General features: G+C 60.5%; 16 protein-coding genes. 7 read left to right on the top strand and 9 right to left on the bottom strand.

The genetic code is table 11. From position 1 onward, the window contains the following. Window positions 1-63 precede the first annotated feature (63 nt). The 3 genes from JNB71_RS05055 (at window position 64) to JNB71_RS05065 (ending at window position 2,637) form a co-directional block, all read left to right on the top strand. On the top strand, window positions 64-1,170 hold the full coding sequence (locus JNB71_RS05055; RefSeq protein ID WP_431028319.1) for a PQQ-dependent sugar dehydrogenase: 1,107 nt from the start codon (window positions 64-66) through the stop codon (window positions 1,168-1,170). Between the two features lie 698 nt (window positions 1,171-1,868). Beyond that, on the top strand, window positions 1,869-2,084 hold the full coding sequence (locus JNB71_RS05060) for a cold-shock protein (protein WP_018326972.1): 216 nt from the start codon (window positions 1,869-1,871) through the stop codon (window positions 2,082-2,084). A gap of 145 nt (window positions 2,085-2,229) precedes the next feature. Next, window positions 2,230-2,637, top strand: a complete 408-nt coding sequence (locus tag JNB71_RS05065; protein ID WP_220370714.1) for a BA14K family protein — start codon at window positions 2,230-2,232, stop codon at window positions 2,635-2,637. Between the two features lie 79 nt (window positions 2,638-2,716). On the opposite strand, the gene JNB71_RS05070 is transcribed toward JNB71_RS05065, so the two are convergent. The 3 genes from JNB71_RS05070 to JNB71_RS05080 form a co-directional block, all read right to left on the bottom strand. After that, window positions 2,717-3,358, bottom strand: a complete 642-nt coding sequence (locus tag JNB71_RS05070; protein WP_220370715.1) for an MBL fold metallo-hydrolase — start codon at window positions 3,356-3,358, stop codon at window positions 2,717-2,719. 125 nt (window positions 3,359-3,483) lie between these two features. Further along, on the bottom strand, window positions 3,484-3,648 hold the full coding sequence (locus JNB71_RS05075) for a hypothetical protein (protein ID WP_220370716.1): 165 nt from the start codon (window positions 3,646-3,648) through the stop codon (window positions 3,484-3,486). Window positions 3,649-3,969: 321 nt separating this feature from the next. Continuing rightward, the gene (locus tag JNB71_RS05080) at window positions 3,970-4,860 is read right to left on the bottom strand and encodes a branched-chain amino acid aminotransferase (protein ID WP_220370717.1); all 891 of its coding nucleotides are present in this window, start codon (window positions 4,858-4,860) and stop codon (window positions 3,970-3,972) included. Window positions 4,861-5,132: 272 nt separating this feature from the next. On the opposite strand from JNB71_RS05080, the gene JNB71_RS05085 reads away from it, so the two are divergent. From JNB71_RS05085 to JNB71_RS05095, 3 genes are read left to right on the top strand one after another with little or no spacing between them, the layout of a single operon-like run. Continuing rightward, window positions 5,133-5,618, top strand: coding sequence for a MarR family winged helix-turn-helix transcriptional regulator (locus tag JNB71_RS05085; RefSeq protein ID WP_220370718.1), 486 nt, complete (start codon window positions 5,133-5,135; stop codon window positions 5,616-5,618). 48 nt (window positions 5,619-5,666) lie between these two features. Next, on the top strand, window positions 5,667-6,368 hold the full coding sequence (locus JNB71_RS05090; protein ID WP_220370719.1) for a response regulator: 702 nt from the start codon (window positions 5,667-5,669) through the stop codon (window positions 6,366-6,368). Window positions 6,369-6,391: 23 nt separating this feature from the next. Next, a complete protein-coding gene (locus JNB71_RS05095) occupies window positions 6,392-7,771 on the top strand; it encodes an ATP-binding protein (protein ID WP_220370720.1) in 1,380 nt (459 codons plus the stop codon). Between the two features lie 16 nt (window positions 7,772-7,787). Here JNB71_RS05095 and JNB71_RS05100 read toward each other — a convergent pair whose 3' ends face one another. The 6 genes from JNB71_RS05100 to JNB71_RS05125 form a co-directional block, all read right to left on the bottom strand. Continuing rightward, on the bottom strand, window positions 7,788-8,168 hold the full coding sequence (locus JNB71_RS05100) for a type II toxin-antitoxin system VapC family toxin (RefSeq protein WP_220370721.1): 381 nt from the start codon (window positions 8,166-8,168) through the stop codon (window positions 7,788-7,790). Window positions 8,169-8,186: 18 nt separating this feature from the next. Continuing rightward, window positions 8,187-8,744, bottom strand: coding sequence for a protein tyrosine phosphatase (locus JNB71_RS05105; RefSeq protein ID WP_220370722.1), 558 nt, complete (start codon window positions 8,742-8,744; stop codon window positions 8,187-8,189). A gap of 11 nt (window positions 8,745-8,755) precedes the next feature. After that, complete coding sequence (locus JNB71_RS05110; RefSeq protein WP_018326962.1) at window positions 8,756-9,097, bottom strand: tRNA-binding protein; 342 nt, start codon at window positions 9,095-9,097, stop codon at window positions 8,756-8,758. 14 nt (window positions 9,098-9,111) lie between these two features. Then, window positions 9,112-9,930, bottom strand: a complete 819-nt coding sequence (gene proC, locus JNB71_RS05115; protein WP_220370723.1) for a pyrroline-5-carboxylate reductase — start codon at window positions 9,928-9,930, stop codon at window positions 9,112-9,114. Window positions 9,931-9,932: 2 nt separating this feature from the next. Next, window positions 9,933-10,433: a YbjN domain-containing protein gene (locus JNB71_RS05120; protein WP_112849477.1), complete on the bottom strand. Its 501-nt coding sequence runs from the start codon at window positions 10,431-10,433 to the stop codon at window positions 9,933-9,935. A 434-nt stretch (window positions 10,434-10,867) separates the two neighbouring features. Further along, window positions 10,868-11,128 carry an accessory factor UbiK family protein gene (locus tag JNB71_RS05125; protein ID WP_018326959.1) on the bottom strand — a complete coding sequence of 87 codons (261 nt, stop codon included), beginning with the start codon at window positions 11,126-11,128 and terminating at the stop codon, window positions 10,868-10,870. 220 nt (window positions 11,129-11,348) lie between these two features. Here JNB71_RS05125 and lgt point away from each other — a divergent pair, with 220 nt between their 5' ends. Further along, complete coding sequence (gene lgt / locus JNB71_RS05130) at window positions 11,349-12,164, top strand: prolipoprotein diacylglyceryl transferase (protein ID WP_431028321.1); 816 nt, start codon at window positions 11,349-11,351, stop codon at window positions 12,162-12,164. Window positions 12,165-12,170 lie beyond the last annotated feature (6 nt).

The following is a 12,170-nucleotide window of genomic DNA, read 5'->3' on the forward strand; positions in this document are numbered from 1 at the left end:
GAGCGAATGGAGGGTGAAATGAAGACGACGCTTGAAAAGCTGTATAGACCCGCCGGCCTGGCGATGATCCTTTTGGCAAGCCCTGCCCTCGCCTGCGCACAGGAACCTGCGCAATTCTCGACCGAGAAGGTATCCGTCCAGGTCGAAACGCTTGCCTCGGGGCTCGACAATCCCTGGTCGGTCGAAGTGATGCCGGATGGCGCCTTCATCATCACCGAGCTTGGCGGCAGCCTGCGCATCATTCGCGACGGCAAGACCTCCGCGCCGATCGCCGGCGTTCCGAAGGTGGCGCGGCAAGGGCAAGGCGGCCTCCTCGATGTGGCGCTCTCCCCGGATTTCGAAACCAGCCGGACGTTGTTCCTGTCCATGGCCGTGGCGAATGGCAGCCGTTATGGAACGGCACTCGTGCGCGGCGAGCTTTCAGCGGATGGAAAGAAACTGACCGGCGTCAAGGAACTCTTCCGGATGAACAAGTTCACCGGCAAGGGCCAGCATTTCGGATCGCGCATCGCGATTGCCTCCGACGGCAGCCTGTTCTTCGGCATCGGCGATCGCGGCGAGCGCGACCGCGCCCAGGACATGCGAGACCACGCGGGCGCCATCCTGCATATCGAGCCGGACGGCAGCATTCCCGCGGACAACCCCTACAAGGACGGCAAGGCCGGGCTGCCGGAAGTCTGGTCCAAGGGCCATCGCAATCCGCAGGGTATCGTCATCGACCCGAAGAACCGTCAATTGCTGACCGTCGAGCATGGCGCGCGCGGCGGCGATGAAATCAACGCGCCGCAGCCCGGCCGGAACTACGGCTGGCCGGTCATCACCTATGGCAAGGACTATTCCGGCGCCGAGATCGGCGTCGGCCAGGCAGCGGAGGGCTACGAGCAGCCGCTCTATTACTGGGACCCCTCCATCGCACCGGGCGCGATCGACGTCTATCACGGCGCGATGTTCCCGCAGTGGGACGGCAATCTGTTGGTATCGGCGCTGAAATACCAGCTGCTGGCGCGGCTGGAGCGCGATGAAACCGGCAAGATCGTCTCGGAGGAACGCCTGTTCGAAGGCGAATTCGGACGCATCCGCGACGTCAAGGTGGCACCCGATGGCGCGGTGCTGTTAGTCACGGACGGCGGCGCGCTGCTGCGGGTCTCGGCGACCGACAAGAAAAGCTGACGAGCGCGCCGCAGGCGGCGATCTCCTGTCGAGCCAAGCCCTGTTCGCCGTCCAGATCGGCTCCATGCTACACGGAGAAACGTCGCGCCGCTCAGCGACCTCGGCTGCGCGATCATTTTGCCGCCATGCTCAGCGCCCTACTGAGAAGCCGAACGCTGTTGCTTCCGCAACATGACGCCGCCGCAGGTTTCACTCGCGGATGACGGCGGCCTATGAAGAGCCGCCAGTTTTCGAGCAGCTAATATTTGGCGAAACTTCCTGAGCGGGCCACCAGACCTTGGCATTCTGCGACATATCATGCCGCAAACAGCTTAAAAAGCGAGCAGAATTCCGCAATGCTCAATATTTTCAATAGCTTGCAATATATCTGTACAAAAATCATATTTTTCAGCAGTTGATTGCTTTTTGAACAAACCAAATCGGCGCACTTGTTTCAAAAAACTTTTGCTTGCCAATTTAAAATAAACACAGCAAGCTTATCGGGTTCGGGCAATTTGCGAACACGGGAAGACCTTTAAATAATGCGCGCCGGACACGCAAAATGGACCGGGCAGTCGGACAAAGACAGAGTTTTTTCGATGGCTGGCTGCAATTACAGGGATCCTTTCCTCACAGTCGAGAACTGCCTGCCGCACGCCCCTTGGGCAAACATTGTAATGCTGCCCGCCGCACCGGGCAGAGGAAAAAGGACCTGACGCATGGCCGAGACTGGCATTGTTAAATTCTTCAACACCGACAAGGGCTTCGGCTTCATAAAGCCTGATAATGGTGGCGCGGACATCTTCGTGCATATCTCCGCAGTACAGGCCTCGGGCCTGAACGGACTGTCGGAAAATCAGAAGGTCAGCTTCGACACGGAACCGGATCGCCGCGGCAAAGGCCCCAAGGCGGTCAACCTGCAGATTTCCGGCTGAGCCGGGCGCTGCAGCCAGATTCACACGTTGAAGCCCGGCCTCGTCGCCGGGTTTTTTCATTCAGCATGCGTTCATTTTCGCCACAATATCCTGTTTTCAGCATTACGGACTGAAACTAGCCGACCCAAAACAGGATCGAAATACAATGAACAAGTTTATCAAAGCTGCCGTTCTCGCCCTTGCCACCGCGGCCACCGTGATCCCGACGGTAACATCCGCGCAGGCCGAAGACTGGGGCCGCCGCCATCACCACAACCATGATGATGCCATTGCAGCGGGTGCCCTCGGCCTTGCCACCGGCGTGATCATCGGCGGCGCCGTTGCCAGCCAGCCGCGCTACCAGGAACGCGTCTATGTCGATCCGGAACCCGAATATTACGAACCGCGTCGCGTCTATCGCACCCGCACTGTCGTCGTCGAAAGCGACGGCGGCCTGGAGCCATGGAGCCGGGCCTGGTACCGCTATTGCTCGCAGCGCTATCGCTCGTTCGATCCGCAATCCGGGACCTTCGTCGGCTACGACGGCAGAGAGCATTTTTGCAGGGCCGGCTAAGTCCGCGACACCATTATAAAAAGGCACGTGCCGAGCGGCGCGTGCCTTTTTTCTTGTTCTCTGGCGCGGCGCCGCGCCGCTACAGGCCGCGCAGATAGGGATTGGTGCGCCGCTCCTCGCCGATCTGGCCCCCCGGCCCGTGGCCGCAGATGAAGCCGACGCTATCGCCGAGCGGCAGGATCTTGTCGCGAATCGAATCAAGAAGCTGCTGGTGATTGCCGCCGGGAAGATCCGTGCGACCGACCGAACCGTGAAACAGGACGTCGCCGACATGGGCGAAGCCCTGTTTGCGATTGAAATAGACGACATGGCCGGGCGCATGGCCGGGGCAGTGCAGCACCTCGAAGACGTGATCGCCGAAGGACACCGTATCGCCGTCCTCCAGCCACTGGTCCGGCAGAACGTTCTCAACCTTCATTGCCAGCCCGTATTTTTCCGCCTGGGCTTCGAGCCTTTCGAGCAGCGGCTGGTCGTCCTTGTGCGGACCGATGATATTGATATCCAAGGCTTGGCTGAGTTCCTTGGCACCGCCGGCGTGATCGATATGGCCATGGGTCAGCCAGATCGCCTTCAGCGTAATGCCGTTTTCCTTGATCGTCTGCAGGATGACGTCGACGTCACCGCCCGGATCGACGATCACGCCCTCCTTGGTTTGGGTGTCGAACAGAACCGTGCAGTTCTGCTGGAAATGTGTAACCGGAATGATGCCCGCCTGTAGCATGCCGCCTCGCTTTGAAAACCGTGTTGCAAAGCATATAGGACGGAAGCGACCCAATGAAAACGGTCAATGACGCGAGGCCGGTTTTAGAGATCATGGGCGGCGGCCGCTGGGCAAAACAAGTCGCGTCAGCGTGCTGCGGCAACTTCGAGGGGGCTTTGCAGTGGTGGCTGGAAGTTGATGGTGGTCATCAGCAAGGCGAAGACAGCAAGCTTGGCGGCGATGACGGTGATGACGACGGGACGCAACTGGCGGGCAGTCGAATTCTCGTCCTGGGCGGTATCCTGTTGCATCTCAATATCCTCCTGCTGGCGACTAACCCCGCCATTGCGCAAATGGTTCCGGCAATAGTGGAACCATTCCAGTATTTTGCATTGACCTGCTTGTCGCAGTTCCATGGGGAACACCGGAACAATGCGCCGTTACTCACGCGTGGAATGGCCCGCCATTGCGGGGCTGGCAGCAATTTTCGTTGCGATACTACATGGAGAAGCGGCCGCTGCCGGGTTTGGCAACATGGTTGATCGACACGCGCAGCGGCAGCGCGCTCGCCTTGATTGCGGCAACAGAAAAGGCGGCTCGAAGGCCGCCTTTTTCAATTCCGTGCCGAGCGGTCACTCAGCGGCAGCGGCCACCGGGTAGACTTCCTTCATATAGTCGTTCATCAGCGTCTCGGAAATCGTCGCCGGCTTGAACGTATGGGGCCCGATCTCCGAGACAGGCGTCACTTCAGCGGCCGAACCGGTCAGGAAGCATTCGCTGAAGCCTGCGAGTTCCTCCGGCATGATCGCCCGCTCCACCACTTCGTAGCCGCGGCGCTTGGCGAGTTCGATGACCGTCTGGCGGGTGATGCCGTTGAGGAAGCAGTCCGGCGTCGGCGTGTGGATTACGCCGTCCTTGACGAAGAAGATGTTGGCGCCCGTGGCTTCGGCGACCTGGCCGCGATAGTCGAGCATCATCGCATCCGCATAACCCTTGGCTTCGGCGGCATGCTTGGAGATGGTGCAGATCATGTAGAGGCCGGCGGCCTTGGAGGCGCAGGGTGCAGTCCTCGGGTCGGGGCGGCGGTACTCGGCAATATCGAGGCGGATGCCCTTGAGCTTCTCTGCCGGATTGAAATAGCTGCCCCACTGCCAGATGGCGATGGCGACATTGATGCGGTTGTTCTGCGCAGAGACACCCATCGATTCTGAGCCGCGCCAGGCGATCGGCCGGACATAAGCATCTGCGAAGCCCTGGCGCTTCAGAAGCTCGATCGTTGCCGCATCCAGTTCCTCGACCGAATAGGGCACTTTGAAGCCGAGGATTTCGGCCGACCTGTGCAGGCGCTCGTTGTGCTCTGTCAGTTTGAAGACGCGGCCGCCATAGGCGCGCTCGCCTTCGAAAACGGCGCTGGCATAATGCAGGCCGTGCGTGAGCACATGGATCTTCGCGTCCTTCCAATCGACAAATTCACCGTTGAACCAGATCTGACCGTCCAACTGATCAAAGGGAACTGCTGCCATCGTCTCATCCTCCGGCGCGTGAACGCCATACTTTGCGTTGATTGTCTTTCCTGCCTCAGTTTTACCGTCAAACTGGAGCGAGTAAAATCCGTTTTGGTGATTTTGGATTGGCGATCAGAGCGGCGCGGCCTATCTTCAACGACAGGTCAGCGTCGAATATTCGCCCTTCCGCTGTGAAGACGCTTACCAATGGCGAAAAAATATGTCAACATAACTGACATATTGTTCCGGAAGTTTCGCAGGGTGCGTTGCAATTGAAAGGAAATGACGGCGTGGCAGGACAGCCGAACAAGAAGGCCGATGCGGATATCTCTCCGGCCGGCACAGACATCACGGACGCGGTGGATTTTGAAATCATCGAACTGCTCTTTTTCGCCTACCGGGATTTTACCTCCGACCCGGATGTGATTCTCGAAAAACGCGGCTTCGGGCGGGCGCATCACCGCGTGCTGCACTTCGTCGACCGCGAACCCGGTATGACCGTCGCCGATCTGCTCGACACGCTGAGGATCACCAAGCAAAGCCTTGCCCGTGTCTTAAAGCAGCTCATCGATTCAGGGTATATTCACCAAGTTGCCGGGCCGGAGGATCGCAGGCAGCGTAAGCTCTATACAACAAAGGAAGGCAAGACTCTGGCAAGGGCCTTGGCTGAGCCACAGTCGCGGCGCATAGCCGAAGCCCTGGCGAAAACCGGCCCGGGAGCTCGCGACACGATCAAGCGCTTCCTTGCCGGCATGAAGACAGCCGAGGAAAACTAACAGCTGGCCTGTCGGGCCGGCAGCGACAAGGCAGGGGCAATACGAAAGATGACAAAGACGACGAGGATCGACGACGATGCCGCCCATCTTCTGGTAGTCGACGACGACCGCCGCATCCGCGATCTTCTGAACCGCTACCTGATGGAAAAGGGCTTTCGCGTGACGACGGCTGCTGACGCAGGCGAGGCTCGCCGCAAGCTCGAAGGCATCGACTACGACCTGTTGATCGTCGACGTGATGATGCCCGGAGAAACCGGCATTTCGCTGACCCAGAGCCTGCGCAAGATAAAGAGCGTACCGGTGATCATGCTGACCGCGCTCGCCGAATCGAATGCCAGAATCGAGGGACTGGAGGCCGGCGCCGACGACTATCTGCCCAAGCCCTTCGACCCGCGCGAACTGGTGCTGCGCATCAACAACATCCTGCGGCGCAACGCCCCCGCCAAGCCGCCGAAGATCGAACAGGTGATTTTCGGCCCCTTTACTTTCTCCGTCGTGCGCAAGGAATTGCGCCGGGGCGCCGACCATATTCGCCTGACCGACCGGGAACAGGAGATCATGATGCTGTTCTCCCAGCGTGCCGGCGAAACCATTCCGCGCCACGAGCTGGTAAGCGACGACGCCGAGGTCGGCGAGCGGACCATCGACGTGCAGATCAACCGGCTGCGCCGCAAGATCGAGGACGACCCGTCAAACCCGGTCTGGCTGCAGACGGTGCGTGGCATTGGCTATCGGCTAAGCGTGGACTAGCGAAATGACACGGCTGAGTTTCCATGGCGAGCTTTGACATCCTGCGGCGCTATCGGACGCGAACGGGCGACAGCACCGGGAATCGCGTCATGCGCTGGCTACGGCGGCAATTGCCGATGGGACTCTACGCCCGCTCGCTGCTGATCGTCATCATTCCCATGGTCCTGTTGCAGTCGGTGGTCGCCTTCGTGTTCATGGAGCGACACTGGCAGCTCGTCACCCAGCGTTTGTCAGCCGCCGTCACGGGCGATATCGCGGCGGTCATCGACCTCATCGACGAAATGCCGGAAAGCGACTATGCCACGATCGTGCGGATTGCCCGGGAAAAACTGGACCTCAACATCGCAATCGAGCCGGATGGGGAACTGCCCGCACCACGCCCGAAACCTTTCTTCGAGATTCTCGACCAGATTCTCAGCGAGGAGATCTCCCGCCAGATCCACCGCCCCTTCTGGATCGATACGGTCGGCGATTCCGATTTCGTCGAAATTCGCGTCAAGCTCGACGGCGAGCGCATCCTTCGCGTCTTTGCTCGCCGCAGCCAGGCCTACGCCTCGAATACCCATATCTTCATCGTCTGGATGGTTGGCGCCTCGCTGGTGCTTTTGACCATTGCCATTCTCTTCCTGCGTGGCCAGATCCGGCCGATCCTTGCGCTTGCCAAGGCGGCGGAGAGCTTCGGCAAGGGCCAGAAGATCGACGATTTTTCGCCGCGCGGCGCCGAGGAAATCCGCCGCGCCGGCCTTGCCTTCATCCAGATGCGCGAGCGCATCGAACGCCAGATCGAGCAGCGAACCGCCATGCTGACCGGCGTCAGCCACGACCTGCGCACGATCCTTACCCGTTTCAAGCTGCAACTGGCGCTGGCCGGCGACAACGCCGATCTCGACAATCTCAACCAGGACGTCGAGGACATGCAGAGCATGCTCGAAGGCTACCTGTCTTTCGCTCGCGGCGAGGCGGAAGAGGATGTCGGCGAACTGAAACTGCACGATCTGATGAACCGGCTGACGCTGGAAGCCGAGCTGCAGGGCAAGACGGTGACAACCACCATCCAGGGCGACGACAACGTGCGCGTCCGCCCCAATGCCTTCACCCGGCTGGTCGCCAACCTCGCCTCGAACGCCTATCGCTATGCCAACACCGTCCATATCGACGCCAGGCACGGGACGAAATGGATTACCGTCACGGTGGACGACGATGGTCCCGGCATTCCGGAAGCGTCCCGCGACGACGTCTTCAAGCCGTTCTTCCGGCTCGACGAGGCGCGCAATCTCGACAGCTCGGGAACCGGCCTCGGCCTGGCCATCGCCCTCGACATCGCCCGCAGCCACGGCGGCAATGTCATTCTGTCTGATAGTCCGTTGGGTGGGTTGAGAGCGGTCGTCAGGGTGCCGGCTTGATCGGCAGGTCGGCCACCTATTTTGCGGCCAGAAGACGCGCCGCCTGCCCCTGAGCGGCAAGGACCTTGACGGCCTCTCTGTCGAACGACACAAACTTCTCACCGCCAAGCCAACGGCCCTCAAAGGCGATCACGCCATCGGCAAAATCGCCGCCGGCTTCCAGCATCAGCAGGCCTGCCTCCACCGCTGGACGATTGACCAAGACGTTGCGCGTATCAATCAGACGCCGGATGGCGGCAGCGATATCGGCACGCGCGGTCCCGTAGTTGCGGCCGAGCACCCAGACAAACTCACAAAGCGATTGTACGCTCACCCCAACGATATCTGCCTGCTCCATCGCCTCGACGGCGACCTCGCACTGCGCCGGGTAGTCGGCAACGAAGACACGAAGCAACACGTTTGTGTCGACAGTGGTTCACCGCGAATAACCGCCGGTCATCCCGCGCCGCGCGTTGAACCGATGCCACGCGTCGATCCGTTTGGGATATTGTGCCCTCATCGCGTCTAACGGGGCGAGAAGCCGCCCTTCCCTCTGCCAGTGCGCGTCGAATATCTCGATGATGCGGCGGTTGGGCCAGGGCTTGTTGACGATCGACATCAGCGCATCGAAAGCCTCTGCTTCGCGGCCGGCACCGAACCGGTGGGCAATGACGCCGTAGGCGAAAGCGGTGGAACGGCTGACGCCCGCATGGCAATGCACGAGGATGCGGCTGTCACGCTGCTCGATGGCGGGAAGCACGAGGTCGAAGAACGCCGTGATCGTTTCGGGAAAATGACCGGTGGCCAGCGCGTTTTCCTGATCGCGCAACCGCACGACATGGTGCGTCGCGCCGGCAATGCGCGGAACATGCTCTTCCGGCAGTTCCGGATCGAGAAGCGAGACGACGTGCGTGGCGGACCAATCGCCGGCGACAGCGGCCGCATCGCGCAGGCAGGTGACTCGGACGAATTCGCGGACAGCGTTCATGTCCATCGATGAAATTCCTACAGCATCTTCTTGCCGTTCGGCACCGGCTTATCCACCGCGGCCAGAACAATGTCGCCGTTTTCGTCCTCGAAACCGAGCGTCAGGACTTCCGAGCGGAACGGGCCGATCTGGCGCGGCGGGAAGTTGACGACACCGAGCACCTGGCGGCCGACAAGGCTTTCCAGCGTATAGTGAACGGTGATCTGCGCCGAGGATTTCTTGAGGCCGATCTCGGAACCGAAATCGATGACGATCTTGAACGCCGGCTTGCGCGCTTCGGGAAAGGGAGAAGCCTCGACGATGGTGCCGGCGCGAATATCGACGCGCTCGAAATCGGCATAGGCGATGGTCTCGGTCATGACAGGATCCCGATCTAGCCGGCCAGTTCTTCCGCCCGCTTGCGGGCTGCGGCGATCGCCTTGTCGAACAACGGCTGCATGCCGTCATCGGCCATGAGAATAGACAGAGCAGCGGCCGTCGTCCCGCCCGGCGACGTTACGTTCTGGCGCAGTTTCGAAGCGTCATCGGGGGACTGGTGCAAAAGTTCACCAGCCCCCGCGACGGTTTCCCGCGCGAGTCGCATGGCGAGGTCCGCCTGAAGGCCGGCCTTGCGGCCGGCTTCCGCCATGCACTCGACGAGGTAAAAGACATAGGCCGGGCCGCTGCCGGACACGGCCGTGACGGCATCGATATCAGCTTCGGTTTCGACCCACTCAACGGGGCCGCTGACTTTGAGGAGATTGTGCACGAGATCGCGCTGTGCAGACGATACCGCGCCGTTGGCAAACGCGCCGGTGACGCCGCGGCCGATCATCGCCGGCGTATTCGGCATGGCGCGCACCATGGCAGCGTCGCCCAGGTGAGACTGCATGAAACCGAGCGTCGTGCCGGCGGCAACCGAAACGACGACCGTTTCGGACCCGACAAGCCCCTTTAGCGGCGGCAGCACCGCTGCCATCATCTGCGGCTTGACCGCAAGGAAAAGAACGCCGGCCTTCAGGCCCGCAGGCGCTGTTGCTTCATGGCGTGCGCCATTGTCGGCAATCAGCTTTGCCATGGCCGGCGACGGCCCCGGATCGATAACCAGCACGTCAGCGCCAGCAATGCCGCTTTTCAGCCAACCGGCAAGCATCGCGCCGCCCATATTGCCCGCGCCGACAAGGACGATCGGTCCGGCAGCATTCACGCTCATGATCATGCCTCTCCGACAGTTTCGAACATCACCGCTTCGACAGCACTCTGCGCATCGATGCCGGACCAGACGACGAACTGAAAGGCCTGGAAATAGGATTCGCAGGCTTCAAGTGCGCTCGACAAAAGCACCTCGACCTGCTGATTGGTCGGCTCGGCGCCGCCGGCAAGAAGAAGCGACTGGCGGAAGATTACCACATCTTCCTGGCGCCAGAGATCGAAATGTCCCATCAGCACCTGCCCGTTGATATGGGAAAGCAGACGGATCACTTCATTGACACGGGTTTCGGGAACCTTGATGTCGAAGGCGCAGGCGAGATGCAACGCCTCGAATTCCTCCATCCAGGAGAAGGAGACATGATAGTCGGTCCACTTGCCCTCGACCGTCATGGCGATCTCGTCTTCGCCTGAGCGCTCGAAACTCCAATCATTGTTGGCTGCGACGAACTCGATCATGTCGACCGGGTTCGATTGGCGCTCAAGTTCCAGTTCCATCAGGCTCATGCATCACCCCAAAAGTCCCGATGCAGGCATGCGTCATCGCGCTCACACACGAAGGCTGCAAACTCAAACACCAGAAACGAACACTTATGATTGCCGGAAACACGATCATCCTGGCTTATGTACCCTGCCTGGAGCTTGCGTGATCCGTTTCGAATCATCATTTAAAATCAGTGTATAATGCGGGAGTCTGCATTCCAGCCCCCCGCATGAAAAATAGCGCCGGCGGTTGTGGATAGGCCCTGTGAAATTGATTCAGCGCCGGTTCATAAGCGACTCTGCTGTAAGCATTTTTTGGCAGTGTCCACAGGGCGAAAAATTTATGAAAAATGCTGTTGAGACGGCAACTCGCAGCCAGGCGCGCCGTGCCAGCCCGGAACACACGCGCTTGAAGCGAGCAAAAAGCGGCAGCGCAATCAGCCCGCCGCTTCGAATCTTTATTTTCCAGCCTCGGCCAGACGCGCCTCGAGCGCTGCGATCCGGGCCAGAAGCGCGTCGTTTTCCTCGCGCGCTTTCAGGGCCATCTCCCTGACCGCCTCGAACTCCTCGCGCTTGACGATATCCATCGAATTCAGCAGGCGTTCGCCCTGGGCGCGGAAGACGGTTTCCATCTCGCGCCGCACGCCCTGGGCGGCGCCGGCAGCGTCCGTCATCAACTTGGCGAAGTCATCCAGAATGCGGCTTGTGCCTGTACTCATCGTCTCGGTCTCCGATCCTTGCGTCCTTTGCCTGCCATCGCAGGCTTGGACAGAGGAGGTAGGAGGACGGACGTGCCGATGCAAGGAAAAATACCGGGATGACCGCCTTTCCCTCACCAAACGCGCCTTGACCGACCCTCCCCGGGGGCCCATGTTCCGCCAAAACAACGGACGGGACTGAAGTAGTACCTTGGAAACGATACCGACACTCTTCTCCATCATGCCGTTCCCGGACATCGATCCGGTGCTGATTTCCATCGGCCCCTTGCAGATCCACTGGTACGGCCTGGCCTATGTGGCTGGCATTCTGCTCGGCTGGCAATATGCCCGCAGGCTGGCGCGTAACGTTTCGCTGTGGCGCAACGCGGCACCGGCCATCACTGAAGCCCAGCTCGACGATTTCCTGCTCTGGGTCGCTGCCGGCATCGTCGGCGGCGGGCGCATCGGCTACATCCTGTTCTACGATCTTGGCAGCGTGCTGCAAAATCCGATCCGGGCGCTGGAAATCTGGAATGGCGGCATGTCCTTCCACGGCGGCTTGATCGGCACGATGATCGCCATGATGCTGTTTGCCCACCGCAACAGGATTGCCGTCTGGAGTCTTTTCGATGTCGTTGCGGCCGTCGTGCCGATCGGCCTTTTCTTCGGCCGCGTCGCCAACTTCATCAACGGTGAGCTTTGGGGGCGGCTGTCGTCCATGCCCTGGGCGGTGATCTTTCCGACCGGCGGTCCCTTTGCGCGCCATCCGAGCCAGCTCTATGAAGCTGCCCTCGAGGGTGTCGTCCTTCTCACGGCTCTTGCCGTGATGATCTATCGTGGCAACGCACTGAAGACGCCAGGCCTGATCTGCGGTGTGTTTGCCACGGGATATGGACTTGCCAGGATTTTCGTCGAATTCTTCCGCGAGCCGGATGCGCAGATCGGCTACCTCCTCGGCGGCTGGCTGACCATGGGTATGCTGCTGTCGCTGCCGATGGTCTTCATCGGCCTCTGGGCGATCGCGCGCGCCCGCCGCGCAAGTGCTGCAACCGTGTAAGGGCCC

It is taken from the genome of Rhizobium herbae, from assembly GCF_019511375.1.
GTDB classification, from domain to species: domain Bacteria; phylum Pseudomonadota; class Alphaproteobacteria; order Rhizobiales; family Rhizobiaceae; genus Pararhizobium; species Pararhizobium herbae_A.